Below are 20,900 nucleotides of genomic sequence, written 5' to 3' on the forward strand. Positions count from 1 at the left end.
GTGATGGGAGAACAACAAGTAGCAGGAAGATACGGAAAATTTGGAGGGCAGTACGTCCCTGAAACGTTAATGACGGCATTACTTGAACTTGAAACAGCGTATGATGAGGCAATTGCTGACCAAACATTCACCGATGAAGTGAATTATTATTTAAAAGAATTCGTGGGTCGTGAAACACCTCTTTACTTTGCAGAACGGTTAACAAAATTAGCCGGTGGAGCAAAAATCTATCTAAAACGAGAAGATTTAAACCATACTGGCGCACATAAAATAAATAATACAGTTGGTCAAGCACTGCTTGCTGTACGAATGGGTAAAAAGAAAATTGTTGCTGAAACAGGTGCGGGTCAACACGGTGTAGCGACTGCAACGGTCTGTGCTCTCTTCGATTTAGAATGTACGATTTTTATGGGAAAGGAAGATGTTCGTAGACAGGAACTGAACGTTTTCCGAATGGAATTATTAGGGGCGAAAGTTGTTTCGGTCGATCAAGGTGCAGGAACGTTAAAAGATGCTGTGAACGAAGCGCTTCGTTACTGGGTTTCGAATGTAGAAGATACGCATTATATTTTAGGATCAGCACTTGGCCCACACCCGTTCCCAAGAATTGTTCGTGATTTTCAACGAGTGATAGGTGTAGAAACTAGGCAGCAAATTCTAGAAAAAGAAAATCGCTTACCGGATGCAGTTGTCGCATGTATCGGCGGTGGAAGTAATGCGATCGGCATGTTCCATCCTTTTGTGGAAGATGAAGGCGTTGCATTGTATGGCGTAGAAGCTGCGGGTAGTGGAATTGAAACCGGACTTCATGCAGCGGCACTTGCAGGAGGTAAAGAAGGCGTTCTTCATGGCGCTTATATGTATATTTTGCAAGATGAAGATGGACTTATCCAGGAGGCACATTCGATTTCAGCGGGGCTAGATTATCCAGCTGTAGGGCCTGAACATTGTTATTTACATGATATTGGTCGTGTGAAGTACACATCAATGACCGACGCCGGTGCTTTAGAAGGTCTTCAATTGTTATCGAAAACAGAGGGGATCATTCCGGCTTTAGAAAGTGCACATGCAGTTCAGTATGCATACGAGTTAGCGCAAACGATGCAATCAGACGAAATTCTTGTTATTTGTCTATCAGGTCGTGGCGATAAAGATGTTCAAACAGTTCGAGATGAGCTTAAAGGCGGTGGGTTGAATGGCTAAGAAAGTGATGAATGCGATTCTTGATTGTGTAGCGAGTGGCGATAAAGCTTTTATTCCGTACATCATGGCAGGTGACGATGGTCTTTCAACATTGAAAAGAAATATCTTATTTCTGCAAGAAGCCGGAGTGACAGCGATTGAACTTGGTATACCATTTTCAGATCCAGTGGCGGACGGACCAGCTATTCAAGCTGCCGGAGAACGGGCACTTGGCCATGGCGTAACGCTACGTAAAGTATTACAAGAAATCGAATCATTTAAAGATGAAGTGACAGTTCCGTTAGTCATTATGACGTATTTAAATCCAATCATTCGATATGGCATTGAAGAGTTCAAAGAAGCGTGTGTGCGTAGTGGAGTCAGCGGATTGATTATTCCGGATTTGCCATTCGAAGAAAGTGCTTTAGTACAAGATAAACTTGAAGGAACAGATATTGCGCTCATTCCATTAGTTTCGTTGACTAGTCCTATAGAGCGTATCCGAAAAATTACTGCTTCAGGGGAGGGCTTTATTTATGCAGTGACTGTTAACGGAATAACGGGTGTACGCGATGGCTTTGACGATAATTTGGCAGCACATTTTCAGCAGTTAAAAGAAATTAGCCCTGTACCAGTCATGGCGGGATTCGGAATCTCAACGCCTGAACAAGTCCAATCGATTGGTGCATTGGCCGACGGGGTTATTGTTGGTAGTGCAATTGTGAATGCACTTCATGAAGAAGACTTTGATAAGGTCACATCCTTGGTAAATGCATCAAAAAGTGGTTCCAGTCATGCTCAGGCGTGAATGATTTGAAATTCAATGCGTGTGTGAAACTTTTCTTCATTTCAACCGTACATATATAAAAGGAGTTGTCCGAAATTGGATACGAATGGGATTGTACGTGAGGTTGAAACAACTTATGAACAAGTAAAGTCATTAGCGGGTTGGACGGTAGATAAGAATGTTGTCTTAACAATAACTTCTTATTATGTAACGTCCGAGCGCGAATTCAATGCGGAAACCTTAAGCAGAGCCATGGATGCCCTGAAAAGCAAATCCAGTTGGCTTTCACCACTCCGCGGCAATCTTCTTCCAATGTTGGCAGCATTTCTTGATAAACCCCAGGTCGATATCGAACGGGAAACGGACTGTCTATTCGAGAAGCAACGTGTGCTGAGGGGTGTTGGTTTTCGAAATACAATCCATTCGTATTTGGCGGCTCTTCTCATGTCTGGGAATCCCGAATTATATGATCATGAAGCAATACAGGCCAAAAAATTATACGATGAAATGAAAAAACAGCATTATTTTCTAACGTCTGATGATGATTACGCCTATTCTGTGTTACTCGGTAAAAGAAATGAAAATCCTGTGGATCATGCCAAAGCGATGCGTGCATACTATAATGCTCTCCGTGTGGAAAAGTTTCGTTCGGGAAATGAATTGCAGTGGATGTCTCAAGTACTGACTTACCTAGATATTACATTTGATTCAAATTTAGTGTCTCGTGCAAAAAGTGTGCTGGAATACTTTAAACGGGAAACAAAAGTACGAGTTGTGCACTATCCAATGATAGGATTTCTAGCGGTGTTCAATGCAAAGGAAAAAGAGTTATTAAAAATTGTTGAGCTTACTCGTTCCTTAGAACAGTCCCCCCCGTTTAAGTGGAGAAAGGAAATGGCGTTATCCATTGCGATTGGATATTATATGCAAGAGTTAACAGACACTGTTCAAGAAACCGGAATAAGTCTCGTTGCTTCTATTGAATTGATTATGCAAGCGCAACAGGCAGTTATGGCGGCAACAATCGCAGCTATGGCAGCAACCTCATCAGCAAGTTCATCAAACAATTGATGGACTTACCAATCGCATTAAAAATAGTAGGAGGAACCCTGATAAAGTACCGTGGGGTTCCATTTTTGTATGTATAATTACTTGTTACCGGATGCGAAACATTCGAAACATTGCGTTAAATCGTGAAAGATACCGTCATTACAATCCTCACATCTAGTCATCTTGAAATCAGAATTAGTTCAAACGTAGTTTCTTTAAAAAGGATTGGTCTTATTCTTGGATATATAGTATATTGAATGATGCGAATACGTTTCTGTTTAAAATTACTATCCTTAGATAATTAATGAGTATTGCTAATTGTATGCTAATACATAAATTCGGGTTTTTATTAAGAAAATGAACGAAACAACTTTTAACGTAAATTGACAGAAAAATTATATTTCGAGGTGTTCGAATGATGACTAGTTCAACTAAAAAGAAAGATACGCCAATGCTTGAAGTTAATAACCTTCAAACAGGTTTTAAAATTGATGGTGAATATTACAATGCAGTTGAAAACGTATCATTTAAAGTGGATCGCAACCAAATTGTCGGGATTGTTGGTGAATCAGGTTGTGGGAAAAGTGTAATGTCCCTCTCAATTATGCAACTATTGCCCCTTGGAATTGGAAAAATTCGAGGTGGAGAAGTAAAATTTGAAGGTAAAGACATTTCGCATTTGAAAGAGAAAGAAATGAATAAATTACGTGGTAAAGACATTTCTATGATTTTTCAAGAGCCAATGACATCCCTGAACCCTGTGTTCACAATTGGTTTTCAGATTGACGAAATCTTGTTGAACCATCAAAAAATATCGAAAAAGGAAGCGCGTACAAAATCTATCGAATTGCTAAATAGCGTCGGTATATCGCGTCCTGATAAAGTGGTAGACGAATATCCACACCAATTATCAGGTGGTATGAGACAGCGTGTGATGATTGCTATTGCCATTGCTTGCCAACCAAAACTTTTGATTGCAGATGAACCAACAACAGCTTTAGATGTTACGGTTCAGGCTCAAATCATTGAACTCTTAAAAGGGATTCAACAAGTGAATGACATGTCAATCATTTTAATAACTCATGATTTGGGAGTGGTTGCTGAAATTTGTGATGAAGTAATCGTTATGTACGCGGGGAAAATCGCAGAACGGGCGAAGGTGAATGAGTTGTTCGAATCGCCTAAACATCCTTATACACAGCTACTTATGAAAGCTATTCCAAGAATGGATGAAGTGGTAGAAGAGCTTGCGACAATCGAAGGCCTTGTTCCATCAATTAAGGACATGCCTACAGTTGGCTGTAGATTCGCTAACCGTTGTCCGATGGCAATGCCTGAATGTTTAACAATTACTCCACAACTTAGCGAAGTTGTTGAAGGGCATGAAGTGGCTTGTCTTTTGCATAAAGAGAGCTGGCCTGAGGGAGAAAGAGTGGGTGCGCAATGACATCGAAAGAATTGACTGAAAATACAGTAGAAGTAGTAAATAATGAGAACTTGCTTGAAGTCCATAATTTAAAAACCTATTATCCGATTCACGGCGGATTTTTTAAACGTGTTGTGGGTAATGTAAAGGCAGTAGATGATATAACTTTTGCGATTAAAAAAGGAGAAACAATGGGGTTAGTTGGAGAGTCAGGATGCGGTAAATCGACTACAGGTCGAACAATCCTGCGCCTCATGAAGCCAACAGACGGTAAAATTATCTTTGACGGGAAAGACATAACGAACTTAAGTGGTTCCAAACTACAACAAGCCCGACGAGATTTCCAAATGATATTCCAAGATCCATATGCATCTTTAAATCCAATGCAAATGGTTGGAAATATAGTAGCTGAACCAATTTTAAATTATGAAAAAAGAGATAAAAAAGAGTTGGAGCAATTTGTAAAGTCTTTACTATTGAAGGTAGGTCTTCCTGAGGAAGCTTATTATAAATATGCACATGAGTTTTCTGGAGGTCAGCGCCAGCGGATAGGAATTGCCCGAACGCTTGCTTTGAATCCAAAACTTATTGTAGCTGATGAACCTGTATCTGCACTGGATGTATCGGTGCAATCCCAAGTATTAAATCTTCTGAAAAGCCTTCAGAAGGAATTCGGTTTAACTTATTTATTCATCGCGCATGATCTTAGCGTCGTTAAGCATATGAGTGACCGAATTGGAGTAATGTATTTGGGCAATCTTGTCGAGGTTGCTTCAAATAAAGATCTTTATCAAGAACCGCTGCACCCCTATACGCAAGCTCTCATTTCTGCGATTCCTGAACCGAATCCAGCACTTAGAAAAGAGCGCATCGTATTAGAGGGCGATGTACCGAGTCCAGCGAATCCGCCATCAGGCTGCCCGTTCCATACGCGCTGCCCTGTAGCGACAGAAATTTGTTCGCAGGAAAAGCCACCACTAAAGGAGGTGAGACCGGGACATTTTGTAGCGTGTGTACTGTATTGATCAAAGATGTAAAAAATATTTAGGGGGTAAGAAAAAATGAAGAAAAAACCATTATTTTTACTTTTGGCAATGATGTTGGTTCTTTCTGTGTTCCTTGCAGCTTGTGGGAATGACAAGAAAGAAGAAGACAAGAAAGAAGATACGCCAAAAGAAGATGTAACAACAGATGATGAAGCAAAAGAAGAAGGGCCAGTTAAAGGCGGTACATTAGTTTATGGTATCGACGCTGAGCCAGGTGGAATTTTCAGTTCTGCATTTTACAATATCCAGACAGATGCTCAGGTATTGGACTTTTTCGACGAAGCCCTAATCACATATGATGAAGGACTAGAACCACAGCCAAATTTAGCTGATTGGGAAACAGAAGATTTCCAACACTATACATTTACATTTAAAGAAGGCGTAAAATGGCACAATGGTGAGGAACTAACAGTTAATGACTGGGTGTTCGCACTTGAAACAATTGCAAACAAAGCATCAGAGAGTTCACGTTACACAAACGTTTCAACAATTGAAGGAGCAGAAGCTTACCGTAATGGTGAAGCAGACAGCATCTCAGGACTTGAAGTTGTAAGTGATTATGAAATTAAAGTGACTTTTGACGAGCCACGTTTGAACAACTTAACAAATATTTGGGCGTACCCACTACCAGAAAAAGCATATGAAGGCATTGAAGTTGCTGACATGGCGGCATCTGCAGTTGTTCGTACAAACCCAATCGGTGTAGGACCATTTAAAGTGGCTAACATTGTACCAGGCGAGTCAGTAGAATTAGTTCGTAACGAAGATTACTGGAACGGCGATGTATTACTAGACAAAATTATTATTCGTGTAATCGACAATACGTCAACGGTAGGCGCACTTAAAAACAGTGATATCCACTTGATGGAACTTCAACCTGTTTCTGCACCTGACGTTGAAAAAGAAGCGACGAACGTTGAAATTGTAACTGCACCAGGTCTAGCTTATTACTACGTAGGATTTAAACTAGGTGTATTTGATAATGAAAAACTTGAAATTGTTGAAGCAAAAGAAAAGTATTCAGATAAAAATCTTCGTCAAGCGATGATGTATGCACTTAACCGTCAAGAATGGGTTGACGCATTCTTCTTCGGTTATGGTACACCAGTAAACAAACCAGTTCCTTCATCACACTGGATTTCAGCGGATGATAGCGACTTGAACACATATGCATATGACCCAGAAAAAGCAAAACAAATTCTTGACGATGCTGGCTACGTTGATGTTGATGGCGACGGCATGCGTGAAGATCCAAATGGTGAGAAGTTTGTTATTAAATTTGCTCACTACTCTACAGGAAACCCTACATTTGAAGCACGTTCACAAGCACTTGCTCAGTATTGGCAAGAAGTTGGACTAGATGCTGTAGTTGATATGACAGAAGTTAACTTGTACTACGATATGATTGAAAACGATGATCCAGGTATGGAAACATTCTACGGCGGTTGGGGTACTGGAGCAGATCCGGATCCATCAGGTCTTTGGAAGTCAGACGTACTTTGGAACTACCCACGTTACAACAATCCTGAGTCAGACAAGCTTCTTGAAGCAGCTCTAGATGTTGCTTCACTTGGTGATGACAAAGATGCACGTAAAGCGATCTATGTTGAATGGCAACAGTTAATCAACGAAGAACTTCCAATGCTCTTCATTACGGAGTTACAGGAAATCGTTGGTGTTAACGAAAACGTTGGCGGATTTAAAATTGACGTTTCAGGTATGAACAACCCAGCAGAATGGTACTTGAACGCAAAATAAGTAAGTTGACAGTGATAGGCAGCAATGTCTGTCTATCACTGATTTTTTTTAGAATGATTTCTTATACACGGTAAGGTGTATTTCAAATTCTAAATACAACTTGCCGTGTTTAAGAAAAGTAGCTAAGAGTGAGCTAGATAAGGAGAGTACAAATATGATTAAACTGATCGCACGTCGTTTTCTTGGAATGATTCCTATGTTGTTTTTTATTTCAATCGTCGTATTCGGACTCGGAAAGGCGATGCCGGGGGATGCTTTTAGTGGTGAAATCGATCCTCAAAACACAAGTCCTGAGTACATTGAAGAGATGCGCCAAAAAACGGGTTATTATGACCCGGTACATGTTCAATATTACAATTGGATTTCTAAATTCGTTCAAGGTGATTTTGGAAAATCGAGTCGCCATAAAATAGATGTATCCACACTAATTGCTCAAAAGATACCAAATACAATACTTCTTGCGGTTGTCTCGCTTATTATTACTTATGTCTTGGCATTTTTCATGGGGATGTATGCCGGAAGGAAACCGTATTCACTCGGTGATAATCTAATTGCTGGATTTAACTATACGGGACTTGCGATACCTTCATTTGTAGCCGGTGTGTTTGCTATTTACTTCTTTTCATTTAAGTTAAACTTAATACCTTTTGCTGGTTCCGTTGATATTGAAGCAACGAAAGGTACATTGGAATATTATTTGAGTCGCTTGCATCATGTTATTATGCCTGCAATTGTTCTAGGAATATTCAGTACGGCATCCTATACGCAATTTTTACGGAATGACTTAATTGAAAACTCCCGTAAAGATTATGTACGAACTGCTCGTGCAAAAGGAACGCCGATGTCCAGAGTTTACAACGTGCATATTTTACGAAACTCAATTATTCCTTTAGTCACATTTTTAGGATTCGATATTGCGGCATTACTAGGAGGAGCAATCATCACGGAGAAGATTTTTACATATCCAGGAATCGGTCTTTTGTTCCTAGATTCTGTTGTAAGTAATGACTTCCCTACGATGATGGCAATTACAATGATGCTTTCATTCTTAGTTCTTGTTGGGAACTTATTGGCAGATATACTATACGGTGTGGTTGATCCACGAATCCGCTTAAGTTAAATAAGCCGTGAAAAACTCCCTGCTTATTTAACTTAAACCTACGGTGTATGTCACAAATTTTGAAGGGAGTCAAAGGAAGGCAGTCAAAGTTCGCGACATCCTGTCGCAATGACTACATGACCTACTTCCGGTAGGCCCCAATTCAAAATTTGGACGCAATTACGCCGAGGCGTAATTGAAGTAAAGGAGGAACCAAAATGACGACAGGAACAACAACAATGGAGAAAAAACCACCCGTTAAGAGTTTGTCTCCTTGGGGATTGGCTAGAAAAAAGTTTTTGAAAAATAAATTGGCAATGATTAGTTTGGCATTTTTAATAATTGTAATTGTCTTTTCACTTTTAGCTTCCGTATTGGCTCCTCATATATCGCCGATACCTGATATTACAAAAGTGAATATTAGTAAAATGAGTATCGAACCGAATAGTGAGCATCTTCTTGGGACGGATAAAAGCGGACGGGATATTTTGACGAGGCTTTTATACGGTGGACGTATTTCACTACTAATTGGTTTTAGTTCAACGCTTATCGTTATCTTGTTAGGGACACTTGTAGGGTCCGTCGCCGGCTTCTTTGGTGGATTTGTGGATGGACTCCTCATGAGGTTTACAGACTTTGTCTTAACCTTCCCGTTTCTCATTTTCGTTATCACATTGAATACGATTCTTCACGGGAAAGTAAATGGATTATGGGTATTGATTGGAGTTATTGGTCTACTAAGTTGGGGCGGAGTTGCAAGGATTGTGCGCAGTAAAATTCTCGCAGAAAGAGAAAATGAGTATATTCTTGCTGCAATTTCGATTGGTTGTTCACCAACGAAAGTAATCATAAAGCATTTACTTCCAAACGTATTATCAACGATTATTGTACAAGCTACGTTACTATTTGCAGGCTTAATTATTGCTGAATCCGGCCTAAGTTATTTAGGTTTCGGGGTGCCTGTAGCAACGCCAAGTTGGGGGAATATGCTGTCATTCGCAAATGAACCCGACGTTTTACAAGGAAAGCCTTGGATTTGGATGCCTCCTGCACTGGCAATTACATTAACAATTTTATCGATTAACTTTATCGGTGAAGGATTGAAAGATGCCTTTAACCCTAAATCAAGTCGCTAATACGAAAAAGTCGATCTTCCTTTAACTAAAAGGAGATCGGCTTTTTTTAAGGTTTCACCGGGGTTCGAATGTATTGACCACCAGCGTCAGTTACTTTTGAAATAATCGTTCTACTCATTCGTTGCATTGTATTGCCTGACAAATTTACCTGATCACCATTTTTCATTTGTAAGTTGACGTTTTCAACAAATGTTGTTCCATCTACTTTGCTCAATTGCTCTTCTACGAGTTCAAACTCATCCCACTCATAAACCTTTGTTTCAAAAGTGAATGGACCGTTTGAAGCAAAATAATTAGGTGTTATGTAATAATAATCTTTTGCGGAAAAAGAAATACCGAGAACTGCAAGGATACCAAGCGTGAGCGCAAGAAAAACTTTTGTTTTCTTATTTTCCAAAACGGCAAATGCAATAAAAATAAAAGCCAATGCGGTAATTCCAAGACCCCCTGTTAAAAGAGCCCAGGAAGTCGTTCCAATCTCGATGGCATCTTTAGTTATGTACCCACTCTTTATCGGATAAATAATGGCTGCGGGTGTTATAAAGGCCATGATGAACAATATAATAGCAATAGATAGGTTAACTACTTTACGTTGGTCTACAAAATCATACAAGACAATATCCTCCTAAAGTAAATCTGTAACGAAACGATTCTATATTTACGTATAGGAACTGTAAAGGATTCAGTTATACCAAAAGTATTTGAGTGGTTTTTTTCCAATTTATTGTTCGATAGGGGTATTATGAAGATATACGTATTTATGATTTATTTGAAAAAGGAAAAGGGGTTAATTAAATGAGAATCAGACCTAAACGATTAGTAGTTGGAGATACGATTGGAATTATTGCACCATCGAGTTCTTTGGATATGGAAAATTTTAAGAAATCTCTTTTATTTCTAGATGAACTTGGCTTGAATTATAAAATGGGGAAGCATGTTGACAAAGTAAACGGGTATCTTGCCGGAACGGATGAGGAGCGTTTACAGGATTTTCATGAAATGTTTGAAGATGACACTGTTAAAGGGATTATTTGCGGTAGGGGTGGCTATGGTTCGGCTAGATTCACCTCGAAAATTGATTTTCAGCTGATGAAGGAAAACCCGAAAATATTTTGGGGCTATAGTGATATCACTTATTTGCATACGGCACTTGGAAACTATTCCAATCTTGTAACATTCCATGGGCCGATGCTTGCTTCAGATGTTGGGGCTTCTGGGTTCCAAAGTCTTTCAAAAAAGATGTTCCAACAACTTTTTGAACCGATGGAACTTCATTATACTGAGGAGATTTCACCGTTAACGGTTGTAAGTGAAGGTAATGCAACGGGAGAATTGGTTGGTGGGAATCTATCACTGATGGTCAGTGGAATCGGGACGAAGTATGAAATTGACACAAAAGGCAAATTGCTTTTAATAGAAGATGTTAGGGAAGAACCTTATCAATTGGATGGGATGTTCAATCAGTTGAAGTTATCGGGTAAGTTAGATGATGCCGCTGGATTTGTTATAGGTGATTTTGCTGAATCTGAACCTAAAAACCCAGAACTTTCTTTTACATTAGATGAAGTGATTCAGCATTACTTTGGAAATTTGAATAAGCCTGCATTGAGTGGCTTTAAGATTGGTCACTGTCAACCTCATTTTGCTGTACCTCTCGGTGTAGAGGCTCGATTGGATACATCGGAAAAAACACTAACTGTGTTACCGGGTGTTGAGTAAGCAATTGATGGAAGGAAAGGAGCTAACTTACTCATGCAGATAATTGATTTGCACTGTGATGTTTTGCTGAAGTTGTACGAATCAAAGGGACAAGAGAAATTCAAAGATTCCACTAAGTTAGATGCCAACTATGAAAAATTAGTGAAGGGCAATGTAAAAGTTCAGGCTTTTGCAATCTTCATAGAACCCGAAATTAAATCAGATGAAAAATTTCAAGTAGCTTTAGATCAGATTCACTATTTTTATACTGACGTTCTAGCAAATAACCCCACTATGAAGCTGATCAAAGAGTGGGCTGATTTAGATCGTTTAAAAGAGGATGAAATAGGTGCATTGTTAACGCTCGAAGGAGTCGACGCGATTGGCAATGACATTCAAAAGCTTTCCATTTTACAATCACTGGGCGTTCGTTCAGTAGGACTTACTTGGAATAATGCCAACTTAGCGGCAGACGGCGCAGGAGAAATGCGAGGAGCAGGTCTTACCAGCTTCGGTAAAGAAATTGTGAACTTCAATAATGATCATAAACTATTTACAGACGTGTCTCACTTATGTGAACAGGCCTTTTGGGATGTCATGGACGTGGCGAAATATCCTGTTGCAAGCCATTCGAATGCCAAAGCGATTTGTGATCATGTACGCAACCTTTCTGATAAGCAGGCAAAAGCGCTGTTTGAGAAAAATGGACTCATTCACGTTGTTTACTACCCGCCTTTTGTAAAAGAAAAAGGGGAAGTTGCAATTTCTGATTTAATTGAGCACATCGATCACTTTTGCTCACTTGGTGGTATTAAACAAATCGGATTGGGCTCTGATTTCGACGGCATTGATGTAAAAGTAAATGGTTTAGAAGACGCATCCATGCACCCGAATCTTATTAATGAGCTTTTGAAGAAGTTCAGTGAAGATGAGGTTAAGGGGTTTGCTTATCAGAACTTCCTTGATCATCGTCCTAACTAAAAAAAGCAATTGGAACATTAATTAAAAGAAATAGGAAAATTAAAAGGGGTTTTATAATGTGATTGAAAATAGACCAATGAGCCATTCTCTAACGATTCAAACTAAGCTTGTACTTCCACCAGATACAAATCACTTGCACACAATTTTTGGGGGTCGTGTTTTATCATATATCGATGAAATAGCCGCTATTACTGCAATGAAACACTCCAACAATGCTGTGGTCACAGCCTCAATAGATTCTGTCGACTTTGTATCTTCTGCTTATGTTGGGGACGTTTTAGAACTCGAGGCGATTGTTTGTTCAACGGGCCGCACATCAATGGAAGTATTTGTTTCGGTTCATTCGGTGAACTTATTAACAGGACAAAAGAAGCTCACAACGGAATCGTTCTTAACGATGGTTGCTATGGACGAAGACAATAACTCAACGTCTGTAGTTGGTGTTTTTCCTGAAACTGACGAAGAACGTAGATTGTGGGAAAGTGCACCTGCACGAAGAGAGAATCGGAGAGTACGAAGAGCGATGAAACACTAATCTATTTCGCCACCGCTACCGCAAATTTATGCGATTAATAGTGGGTTGAACTTAATTCGTATCAAGAATTGAAACTTCTTTTGTTCTTTAGCGTATAAGAAACAAAGGGGTGGTTGAAATGAGAGAAGATATGCATGATCGACAAATGAGATTGACCATGCTTCGAACCGAGCGGAATCGCGTGAGACGACGTTTGGACGGTGCAGAGGTTCAACTACAAGAAGCACGCAAGCTAAGTAAGCATCTTCACGAACAACTGACAAAAGAGCAACAAGATGTTGTTAAGCTTGGGAAATTTTCTTTTATGAATAAAATCAGTGAATGGACAGGAACCTGGGATGAAAAAATGGGGAAAGAAATTGAAGAGGCAGCAGAAGCAGAGCTTAAGTTTAATGAAGCTGAGAAAAAAGCGATTGACCTTGAAGCTGAAGTAAAGCGCCTAAAAGAGCATATGGAAAACCCTGAATTTACATACATTGACGAAGAATGGGAAGACTTTTTGAAAGAAAAAGAAACATGGATTCGCCGAAACGACTCAGTTGCATATGGTACGCTTCAAAGAATCGCCGATGAACGAGTCATATTGAACTCGATGTTAAGAGAGATAGATGAAGCACGTGAAGCTGGGGTGTTAGCTAGTCGATCGTTAGATGCGGCACTAGATAAACTCGGTTCAGCTGAAGGTATGTCCATATGGGATACATTTCTTGGAGGCGGCATATTTGTCACTGCCCTAAAATATTCAGAAATGAACAGTTCTGACGACCATGTTCATCGTGCACAGCGGGCTTTAAGGCATTTTCAAACAGAGCTAATGGACGTTCAGAACGTCGCAAGTGAATCATTTACTGTGAATAAAAATGATCTCATTGCGTTTACAGACATCTTTTTTGACAATATCTTTTCCGATTGGATGGTGCACTCACGAATTACGGAGGCAAAAAGCAAGTTGAATCGAGTCTTGCAAGATGTAAGGCGTGTTCTAGACGATCTGGCGAGGAAACGTGATGAAGTCGGACATAGCCTTGTGCAATTAGATGTGCAGCGGAAGGAACTTATTGAGTCGTGATGATTCGATAAATGGGCTTATTCATTACCTATAAGAATTACTTATTGAATTGCTTAAAAACAATTGAATTTCCGAATTGAGGAAAGAGCCGTATACTAAGTGAGAAGGTGGTGTACGGTTTGGATTACATACTGTTGTATTTCATTGGAATGATTGCGATGACGCTAGGGACATTGGCGGGTGGTGGTGGTTTGATTACCGTACCTGCAATGCTCCTGATGGGACTTCCAATTCATTCCGTTATTGGTGCTGGTAAAATTTCAACAACTGTAAGCTCGTTCTCGACATTCTTAACGGTTCTCATTAAGAAGCAAATTACGTTTAGAGAGTCCTTTTGGATTATTCCTGCATCCCTTTTAGGGGGATTTACGGGTGGTTTTATTGCCACGCGACTAACAGAAAGTACGATGTATACCGTTGCAGTAATTCTTCTAATCTTTGCATTCATTACTTCATTTTTATCAAAAGCAGATTTTACTGGTCAAGAAACACTTCGTCCGACAAAGGTTGCGGTACCTGGTTTAGTGGGAATTGGACTTTATGACGGTATGTTCGGACCTGGTCAAGGAACGCTACTACTTTATTTGTTTAGTCATTTACAAATTGCATACATTCGTGCAATAGGTTTTGTGCGTCTTGCTACTTTTTCAAGTGGTTTCGGGGCGGCAATTAGCTTTATTTATATGGGGAAGATCATTTGGCCAATCGCTTTTGCACTGATGGCCGGATCCTTATCCGGTGCACAAATTGGCGTCCGTCTTGCTGAAAGGTTGAACCCTAAATATGTAAAAATCCTGTTGCGTGTCGTTACAGTTGCATTGATTCTCCAACTCATTTTGAATAGTATTTTTTGAATAAACACCTTAATCCGGAATAACGGAATGAGGTGTTTTTTTATGGATTTAAAAATTAAACTTTGCAAAATCATTTTAATAGTGTACTATGTAACTAATACGCTAGTGGTGAAGGAGGAAATAAATGATGAAACAATGGAATGGGTTAATGAAAAAAGAGTGGGTGTTGATGAAAGGCTGGTTTTACGGGACGTTAGGAGTTGCCGTATCTGTTTTCCTGATTCTACCTTACATTGTTGCAATGATTTTAAAAGTGTCTGCAGGAGAAATACGAGTCGGACTTATGGCAGCTTGGGTTTTATTTAGCTTGGTAGCCCCATTTATTGGACTACTAATCTCGTTAGGAAGAGAGACGAATCGTCCGGACGTCTGGATGCATTCCCCTGCATCTATTTTTAAATTATTCGGTTCAAAAGTTGTATTTGCAGGAGCAATTGGATTTATACATTTACTTCTAGCATCTATTTTAATTTTTGGTCAATTCGAAAGAAGTTTCAGGGAGATGGGGGATACATTAGGTGAGGCTTTACAAGTTGGCGGCACATTTGTTTTTGTGCTTACCTTGGCTTCACTAATGATGATGTGCATGGTTTTATTTGTACGGGTGCTCTATTTAGTCATCAAACCACGTTTGAAAGTAGCATCGATTCCAGTGCTTTTCGTTTTTGTATTCCTTACCTTACAAGGCATTGAGAAAATTGTAGAGACTGAATTCTATAAGAAATTAACGTCTTTCGGACCGATTGGAAGCCCTGTTGAAAATGGTTCAACTGTTGGAAATGAATTTTCATTTTTTATTATCGATGAAACTATTATTTACACAGGTGATCTTCTAGTAAACGTTCTGTTTTCTATTTTGTTGTTTATTGCAGCGGCGACGTTATTCGAAAAGAAAGTGAGGTTGTAAAGGATGAGCATAGACTTTCTTCCAGACAAACCAATTTACCAGCAGCTCATCGAACGGATTACAGGGGATATTATCCGAGGCGTATTGCAACCGGGTGAAAAGCTCTTGTCGGTCCGTGATTATGCGGTTGAAGTCGGTGTCAATGCAAATACGATGCAGCGCGTCTATAAGGAGCTGGAGTTAATGGAAATCACAGAGACAAAAAGAGGGCAAGGATCTTTTGTGACGGAAGATGTTGAAAAGATCTCCGCACTACGCAATGAAATGAAAGAGCAATTGGTCACATCATTCATTCAAAGTGTTGAAGCACTTGGCTTTACAACAGATGAAATGGTTTCACATTTACAGGGAAGGGGTGAGAAAAAATGATTGAGTTAAAAAACATAACTAAAAAATATGGAAAGCAGCAAGCAATTATTGACGTTACGTTGACACTTCCACAAGGAAAAATAGTTGGACTTGTCGGGGAAAATGGCAGTGGGAAGACAACGCTTTTGAAATTAATTGCGGGATTACTGACACCAGATTCTGGTACTGTCTCGTTTGGTGGGAATTCAGTTACACGTAGAATTGCATCGAATATCGCCTATATGCCAGATGCGGACTTATTTTATCCGTATTTTACGGTGGATCAGTTGTTCAATTTCTATGAGTCGCAGTTTACCGATTTTGACTTGATTAAAGCGAAGGAAATTGCACAGTTTTTAAATGTGTCCCTTGATTCGAAAATAAAGAATTTATCCAAAGGAAACCGAGGAAGGGTAAAAATTGCGGCGACACTTGGACGTGAAGCGATGTACTATTTGTTGGATGAACCGTTCTCGGGAATGGATCCAATGGTACGTGACGACATTGCGAAAGGGCTTATTCGATATACGGATACGGAGCGGCAAACGGTGTTGATGTCGACGCATGAGTTAAAAGAAGTGGAACCATTGCTCGATGAAATCGTAGTACTAAAGGACGGACAAATCATTGCGCACGAAGCTGTGGATGAAATTCGAGATATGTACGGGAAAGACGCGACATCGTGGATGGTGTCATTGTTTAGAGAGGGGCGTTAATATGGGTGGAAAACCAGTAGTAGAATTAAAAAACTTATCGAAAACGATTGGCAAAAAGAAGATTATTGATGATTTGAATTTGTCGTTATATCCGGGACAAATTATGGGTTTTCTTGGTCCGAACGGGGCAGGGAAAACGACGACGATTCGGATGATGGTCGGGTTGATGAATCCGACGAGCGGAGACGTAGTTATCGATGGTGTGTCGCTTATGGATGATTTTGAAAGGGGGCTTTCAAAAATCGGAGTAATTGTAGAAAACCCGGAGATGTATAAGTTTCTCACTGGCTATAAAAACTTGCTTCACTTTGCGCGCATGCATGAAGGCGTAACAAAGCAGCGGATCGATGAGGTAGTCAATCAGGTTGGTATGCAAAACCGAATTCATGAGAAAGTCTCGACGTATTCGCTAGGAATGCGTCAACGACTTGGCCTTGCTCAAGCACTTCTTCATCGACCGAAGTTTTTAATTCTCGATGAACCGACGAATGGTTTGGATCCAGCGGGGATTCGCGAGTTTCGGATGCATTTACGGAATATTGCAGAGAAGGAAGGGGTATCCGTATTTGTATCGAGTCATATGCTGTCTGAAATCGAGTTGATGTGTGACCGGATTGCGGTCATTCAAAATGGAAAGCTGATTGATATTCGGGAAATGTCGGAAACACAAGAGTCTCATTATTATATTGAAGCACTTCCTCTCGATGCGACTGAAGTTTTCCTGAAAGAAGAAGGGTTCAGTGTCGAGTCGTATAAAGATGGATTTATTATCAATGCCGAAAAAGAACAGATTCCAGCACTTATTCAGCAATTTACAGCTCGTAAGCAGCAATTATTCGCTGTTCAGCCGCATCGTAAAACGCTTGAAGATGAATTTTTAGAAATGACAGGAGGTGGGCAAATTGCTGAAGCTCATACAAAATGAATGGATGAAGTTGTGGAGTAAAAAAGGAACTTGGGTAATGGTTATCCTCCTTGCAGTTTTGATTGTAGGATTATCGGGTCTGTCTAAGTTAATGGAAAATCTTGATGATAACTCAGGTTGGACTGATTCATTGCAGGAGGAACTTACTCAAGTTGAAGGAGAACTAAATGCACCAGATTTAACAGAGGATAGAAAGTTTGAATTAATTCAAAGGCAGGAAGAAGTTCAAGAAAATATAAACTTTAGTATCGAAGCGAGTAAACCAACAACGCGTGAGCACTCGATATTAAGTGCATATGGGACGATGTCATTTGTATTGCTTCTGATGATTATTGCTTCGGCAGGGATTGTTGCATCGGAGTTTTCACAAGGGACGATTAAAATGTTGTTATCCCGACCGGTCAATAGGTGGAAGATACTTACGTCTAAATACATCACGGTTTTAGTATTCGGCTTAACACTTACAGCGATTACATACGTTTTTAGCGTATTGAGTGCATATATATTTTATCCGGCGGCAGAAGGAAATTCGGTTTTATTTAACGAAGTGGAAATTCCAGTGACAGCTGTATTAGGTGAATCTGCTTACTTAGTGCTTCTTGCATTTGTTTACGTTGGGGTTATGTCAACGTTGGCTTTCATGATTGGTTCTGTTTTTAGATCGTCTGCACTGGCGATTGGCGTTTCGATCTTCTTGTTTTTCACAGGGTCGATGATTGTGATGTTCCTTCAGGATTATGCTGTTGCTAAGTTCATTCTTTTTGCGCATGATCTGACTCAATACGGGCTAGATTACAAAGTGTTGGATACGAATACAATGCCGTTCTCGATTGCCGTTTTAGTTGCTTATGTAATTGTGTTCTTGGCAATCAGTTATACAACATTCATCAAGCGGGACATTACTGCATAGAAAAAGCCCTCAATGGAGGGCTTTTTGTCTACTTATTTATGATTGCTGAACGTTCTAGCAAGACCAGCGATGTTACCTACAATAACAAACGCGAACAGTGTAAACATAATGTATAGGAACCACATGGGGAATTCACTCCTCTTTCATGATAAATGTTATTTCAATTATACCACTTAACTTGGTTGTGGGCAATGTGATTGGTACGCAGGTCGAAGGGAGTGATTCGCCGATAAGTGTGTGGGTAGCGCCGATAAACATCGTTCGCGCGCCGATATCCATTCAGCGAACGCCGATAAACGTGTAGATTGTGCCGATATAAATGATTGAATCGACTTTTGAAGTGTATGCATAATGAAATTGTGTCAAAGGTGGAAACCGTTGATGCATATGGTTTTACTTCAAAAGCGTCAGTGCAAAATTAAGGTTTCATCTACAAAAAGACCCCAAATTAAAGATGTTAGACAATCTATAGTTTTCAATTCAACTCTTTGGTACGCTCAGCAATAGGGGGTGTTCATATTGATCATGAAGAAAAAAGGGGTTTCTTATAAAGTGTTTGGGTTGCAAGCACTGGAGCGCAGACTGATGCAGGAGTCACAGAGGAATACAGCGATTAAAGAGGAATTACGTATTGCACAAGCGGGTGTGAATGGTGAAAGTAGGTTGATTTCTATTTTTGAGAAATATACATTTCCGTTTGAACATTATGTTTTTCATGACTTGAATTTACAGTCGTCGGGTAAATTTCAGATCGATACTTTGTTTTTAACTTCACGTGGTGCGTTCGTTTTAGAGGTGAAAAATATTGCGGGGAAAATCTATTTTCCGAAAGATCGAAAGCAAATGGAACGGACGCTTGAAAATGGGCAAGTGGATGTTTTCGAATGTCCATCGGTTCAATTGGAACGCAATATGTCGCTGCTAGGGGATTGGTTGCACGCGCGTCAAATTGCCATGCCGATTCAAGGTGCGGTTGTTTTTGGAAGTCCAAGACAAAAGTTTGAAAATGATCGAGAAAATTTGAGGATCCTTTTTCCGCTTGAAGTCCCTGGGTATTTGAGGAGTTTACATGAGATTTCAACTCCGCTGAAATCCGTCAATGTGTTGGAAATCGCTTCGGATCTGGTTGCGAGTCATCGTGAGTACAATCCTTTTCCGATTTGTGCCAGGTATGGGATAAATCCAGAATTGATTCAAACAGGTGTCCTTTGCGAACGATGTGGAATTGCTGGAATGATTCGGATTTCTAAGGGATGGGCTTGTAAACGATGTGAGTATTTTTGTCGACAAGCGCATGAACAGGCAATTCTAGATCGGTTTATGTTACTGGGCGGCACATTGACGAATCACGAGTGCCGGGAGTTTCTTCAGACGACTAATGCGAGTATGGTGAAGCGATTACTCGGTCGAATGGAGATTTCATCCAAAGGGGTGAATAAAGGGCGTGTGTATTGGATGGAATTGACCGATATGGATAGGAAGTTGGTGGGTCAAAAGTAATGATTCGCCGATAAGTGTGTTGTAGGCGCCGATATCCAGCCGTTGAACGTCGATAAACAGAGCACAAGCGTCGATATCACCCAACTGAACGCCGATAAACCGACCCTAACCGCCGATATCCATAAATCCATCAAAAAAGGACATCCCGGCGCACCCGGAATGTCCTCAACTCAAAATTAGTGCTTGTTTTGTTCTTTCAACAAGTCGCGAATCTCTGCAAGAAGTGCTTCTTGAGGATCGACTTTTGGTGCTTCTTCGACCACAGCTTCTTCTTTTCTCTTGAACCTTGCAAGAAAGCGAACAAACATGAAAATAACGAAAGCGATAATAAGAAAATCAAAAATAGATTGCAAGAATACGCCATACGTTACTTCCGCATTACCGATTGTTTTTGACAATCCTGAGAGATCGATTCCACCAAGTAAAATACCTACAAGTGGTGTAATAATGTTCTCAACTAGAGAACTAACGATTTTACCAAACGCAGCCCCAATGACAACAGCTATCGCTAGGTCCATTACGTTCCCTTTTAACGCAAACTCTTTAAAATCTTTTAACATAGATTCCAACTCCTTTTACTTTAATCTTGGATTACATACCCGCTTTACTATATTACAAAACCACTTTATTATTGACCCTTATAAATTTACTCTTCCCAAGTTTCAACAGGGAACCACCTATACGTTCCGAAATCGACTTTCCCATTCGCTTTGAATATAATTCCTTCGGCTACAAGCAAAGCATGTTGGTCTTTTCCTGTAAATGAAATCTCACCTTGTGCATTAATAACCCGATGCCAAGGGAGTTCGTACTTGTCACTCATTGAATGGAGTATACGTACAACTTGTCTCGCTGCACGTGGACTTCCTGCCGCAGCGGCAATTTGTCCGTATGACATTACATGTCCAGTTGGAATACCTTTAATAATTTGAATGACTCGTTCAGTAAACGGGTTCAATAAATGGCCACCTCA

22 protein-coding genes are annotated in these 20,900 nt (G+C 40.0%); 19 read left to right on the forward strand and 3 right to left on the reverse strand.

Annotation, left to right across the window (positions count from 1 at the left end):
- Positions 1-3: 3 nt before the first annotated feature.
- From trpB to opp4C, 8 genes are all read left to right on the forward strand, one after another.
- Positions 4-1,203, forward strand: coding sequence for a tryptophan synthase subunit beta (gene trpB, locus ACXYMX_RS04015; protein WP_459042952.1), 1,200 nt, complete (start codon positions 4-6; stop codon positions 1,201-1,203).
- Complete coding sequence (gene trpA / locus ACXYMX_RS04020) at positions 1,196-1,990, forward strand: tryptophan synthase subunit alpha (RefSeq protein WP_459042953.1); 795 nt, start codon at positions 1,196-1,198, stop codon at positions 1,988-1,990. Before trpB ends, trpA begins: the two co-directional genes overlap by 8 nt.
- Before the next feature lie 75 nt (positions 1,991-2,065).
- Positions 2,066-3,040, forward strand: coding sequence for a DUF4003 family protein (locus ACXYMX_RS04025; RefSeq protein WP_459042954.1), 975 nt, complete (start codon positions 2,066-2,068; stop codon positions 3,038-3,040).
- A 394-nt stretch (positions 3,041-3,434) separates the two neighbouring features.
- Positions 3,435-4,466 (forward strand): ABC transporter ATP-binding protein, encoded by a 1,032-nt coding sequence (locus tag ACXYMX_RS04030; RefSeq protein ID WP_459042955.1) that lies wholly within the window; start codon positions 3,435-3,437, stop codon positions 4,464-4,466.
- Positions 4,463-5,470: an ABC transporter ATP-binding protein gene (locus ACXYMX_RS04035; RefSeq protein WP_459042956.1), complete on the forward strand. Its 1,008-nt coding sequence runs from the start codon at positions 4,463-4,465 to the stop codon at positions 5,468-5,470. The genes ACXYMX_RS04030 and ACXYMX_RS04035 overlap by 4 nt, the downstream gene beginning before the upstream one ends.
- A gap of 36 nt (positions 5,471-5,506) precedes the next feature.
- Positions 5,507-7,249, forward strand: a complete 1,743-nt coding sequence (gene opp4A, locus ACXYMX_RS04040) for an oligopeptide ABC transporter substrate-binding protein (RefSeq protein WP_459042957.1) — start codon at positions 5,507-5,509, stop codon at positions 7,247-7,249.
- Between the two features lie 154 nt (positions 7,250-7,403).
- Positions 7,404-8,369, forward strand: a complete 966-nt coding sequence (opp4B, locus tag ACXYMX_RS04045) for an oligopeptide ABC transporter permease (protein ID WP_459042958.1) — start codon at positions 7,404-7,406, stop codon at positions 8,367-8,369.
- Positions 8,370-8,566: 197 nt separating this feature from the next.
- Positions 8,567-9,484 (forward strand): oligopeptide ABC transporter permease, encoded by a 918-nt coding sequence (gene opp4C / locus ACXYMX_RS04050; protein ID WP_459042959.1) that lies wholly within the window; start codon positions 8,567-8,569, stop codon positions 9,482-9,484.
- Positions 9,485-9,530: 46 nt separating this feature from the next.
- On the opposite strand, the gene ACXYMX_RS04055 is transcribed toward opp4C, so the two are convergent.
- Positions 9,531-10,097: a hypothetical protein gene (locus tag ACXYMX_RS04055; protein WP_459042960.1), complete on the reverse strand. Its 567-nt coding sequence runs from the start codon at positions 10,095-10,097 to the stop codon at positions 9,531-9,533.
- A gap of 182 nt (positions 10,098-10,279) precedes the next feature.
- Here ACXYMX_RS04055 and ACXYMX_RS04060 point away from each other — a divergent pair, with 182 nt between their 5' ends.
- The 11 genes from ACXYMX_RS04060 to ACXYMX_RS04110 all read left to right on the forward strand — a co-directional run bounded on the left by ACXYMX_RS04060 (position 10,280) and on the right by ACXYMX_RS04110 (position 19,927).
- Entirely contained in the window at positions 10,280-11,203 is a 924-nt protein-coding gene (locus ACXYMX_RS04060) for a S66 peptidase family protein (RefSeq protein WP_459042961.1), read from the forward strand.
- Between the two features lie 33 nt (positions 11,204-11,236).
- Positions 11,237-12,163 carry a dipeptidase gene (locus tag ACXYMX_RS04065; RefSeq protein WP_459042962.1) on the forward strand — a complete coding sequence of 309 codons (927 nt, stop codon included), beginning with the start codon at positions 11,237-11,239 and terminating at the stop codon, positions 12,161-12,163.
- 76 nt (positions 12,164-12,239) lie between these two features.
- A complete protein-coding gene (locus ACXYMX_RS04070) occupies positions 12,240-12,698 on the forward strand; it encodes an acyl-CoA thioesterase (protein WP_459043164.1) in 459 nt (152 codons plus the stop codon).
- A gap of 118 nt (positions 12,699-12,816) precedes the next feature.
- Entirely contained in the window at positions 12,817-13,767 is a 951-nt protein-coding gene (locus ACXYMX_RS04075; RefSeq protein WP_459042963.1) for a hypothetical protein, read from the forward strand.
- 119 nt (positions 13,768-13,886) lie between these two features.
- Positions 13,887-14,621 (forward strand): sulfite exporter TauE/SafE family protein, encoded by a 735-nt coding sequence (locus ACXYMX_RS04080; RefSeq protein ID WP_459042964.1) that lies wholly within the window; start codon positions 13,887-13,889, stop codon positions 14,619-14,621.
- A 124-nt stretch (positions 14,622-14,745) separates the two neighbouring features.
- On the forward strand, positions 14,746-15,528 hold the full coding sequence (locus ACXYMX_RS04085; RefSeq protein WP_459042965.1) for a hypothetical protein: 783 nt from the start codon (positions 14,746-14,748) through the stop codon (positions 15,526-15,528).
- 3 nt (positions 15,529-15,531) lie between these two features.
- On the forward strand, positions 15,532-15,897 hold the full coding sequence (locus ACXYMX_RS04090) for a GntR family transcriptional regulator (RefSeq protein WP_459042966.1): 366 nt from the start codon (positions 15,532-15,534) through the stop codon (positions 15,895-15,897).
- On the forward strand, positions 15,894-16,592 hold the full coding sequence (locus ACXYMX_RS04095; protein WP_459042967.1) for an ABC transporter ATP-binding protein: 699 nt from the start codon (positions 15,894-15,896) through the stop codon (positions 16,590-16,592). The genes ACXYMX_RS04090 and ACXYMX_RS04095 overlap by 4 nt, the downstream gene beginning before the upstream one ends.
- Position 16,593: 1 nt before the next feature.
- Positions 16,594-17,517 (forward strand): ABC transporter ATP-binding protein, encoded by a 924-nt coding sequence (locus tag ACXYMX_RS04100; protein ID WP_459042968.1) that lies wholly within the window; start codon positions 16,594-16,596, stop codon positions 17,515-17,517.
- Positions 17,495-18,427 (forward strand): ABC transporter permease, encoded by a 933-nt coding sequence (locus ACXYMX_RS04105; protein WP_459042969.1) that lies wholly within the window; start codon positions 17,495-17,497, stop codon positions 18,425-18,427. Before ACXYMX_RS04100 ends, ACXYMX_RS04105 begins: the two co-directional genes overlap by 23 nt.
- Positions 18,428-18,952: 525 nt before the next feature.
- Entirely contained in the window at positions 18,953-19,927 is a 975-nt protein-coding gene (locus tag ACXYMX_RS04110; protein WP_459043165.1) for a nuclease-related domain-containing protein, read from the forward strand.
- Between the two features lie 176 nt (positions 19,928-20,103).
- Here the strand turns inward: ACXYMX_RS04110 and mscL are convergent, their stop codons facing one another.
- Both mscL and ACXYMX_RS04120 read right to left on the reverse strand, forming a co-directional pair.
- The gene (gene mscL / locus ACXYMX_RS04115; RefSeq protein ID WP_459042970.1) at positions 20,104-20,487 is read right to left on the reverse strand and encodes a large conductance mechanosensitive channel protein MscL; all 384 of its coding nucleotides are present in this window, start codon (positions 20,485-20,487) and stop codon (positions 20,104-20,106) included.
- An 86-nt stretch (positions 20,488-20,573) separates the two neighbouring features.
- The gene (locus ACXYMX_RS04120; RefSeq protein ID WP_459042971.1) at positions 20,574-20,885 is read right to left on the reverse strand and encodes an MGMT family protein; all 312 of its coding nucleotides are present in this window, start codon (positions 20,883-20,885) and stop codon (positions 20,574-20,576) included.
- Positions 20,886-20,900: the final 15 nt, after the last annotated feature.

The organism is Sporosarcina sp. CAU 1771, from assembly GCF_054482775.1.

Bases quoted from the DNA above. Each gene is read 5' to 3' on its own strand.
- ACXYMX_RS04110 (WP_459043165.1), top strand. From the start codon at position 18,953: ATGAAGAAAAAAGGGGTTTCTTATAAAGTGTTTGGGTTGCAAGCACTG.
- ACXYMX_RS04060 (WP_459042961.1), top strand. From the start codon at position 10,280: ATGAGAATCAGACCTAAACGATTAGTAGTTGGAGATACGATTGGAATT.
- ACXYMX_RS04095 (WP_459042967.1), top strand. From the start codon at position 15,894: ATGATTGAGTTAAAAAACATAACTAAAAAATATGGAAAGCAGCAAGCA.
- ACXYMX_RS04030 (WP_459042955.1), top strand. From the start codon at position 3,435: ATGATGACTAGTTCAACTAAAAAGAAAGATACGCCAATGCTTGAAGTT.
- opp4B (WP_459042958.1), top strand. From the start codon at position 7,404: ATGATTAAACTGATCGCACGTCGTTTTCTTGGAATGATTCCTATGTTG.
- ACXYMX_RS04070 (WP_459043164.1), top strand. From the start codon at position 12,240: ATGAGCCATTCTCTAACGATTCAAACTAAGCTTGTACTTCCACCAGAT.
- ACXYMX_RS04065 (WP_459042962.1), top strand. From the start codon at position 11,237: ATGCAGATAATTGATTTGCACTGTGATGTTTTGCTGAAGTTGTACGAA.
- opp4C (WP_459042959.1), top strand. From the start codon at position 8,567: ATGACGACAGGAACAACAACAATGGAGAAAAAACCACCCGTTAAGAGT.
- trpB (WP_459042952.1), top strand. From the start codon at position 4: ATGGGAGAACAACAAGTAGCAGGAAGATACGGAAAATTTGGAGGGCAG.
- opp4A (WP_459042957.1), top strand. From the start codon at position 5,507: ATGAAGAAAAAACCATTATTTTTACTTTTGGCAATGATGTTGGTTCTT.
- ACXYMX_RS04085 (WP_459042965.1), top strand. From the start codon at position 14,746: ATGATGAAACAATGGAATGGGTTAATGAAAAAAGAGTGGGTGTTGATG.
- mscL (WP_459042970.1), bottom strand. From the start codon at position 20,487: ATGTTAAAAGATTTTAAAGAGTTTGCGTTAAAAGGGAACGTAATGGAC.
- trpA (WP_459042953.1), top strand. From the start codon at position 1,196: ATGGCTAAGAAAGTGATGAATGCGATTCTTGATTGTGTAGCGAGTGGC.
- ACXYMX_RS04035 (WP_459042956.1), top strand. From the start codon at position 4,463: ATGACATCGAAAGAATTGACTGAAAATACAGTAGAAGTAGTAAATAAT.
- ACXYMX_RS04090 (WP_459042966.1), top strand. From the start codon at position 15,532: ATGAGCATAGACTTTCTTCCAGACAAACCAATTTACCAGCAGCTCATC.
- ACXYMX_RS04075 (WP_459042963.1), top strand. From the start codon at position 12,817: ATGAGAGAAGATATGCATGATCGACAAATGAGATTGACCATGCTTCGA.
- ACXYMX_RS04100 (WP_459042968.1), top strand. From the start codon at position 16,594: ATGGGTGGAAAACCAGTAGTAGAATTAAAAAACTTATCGAAAACGATT.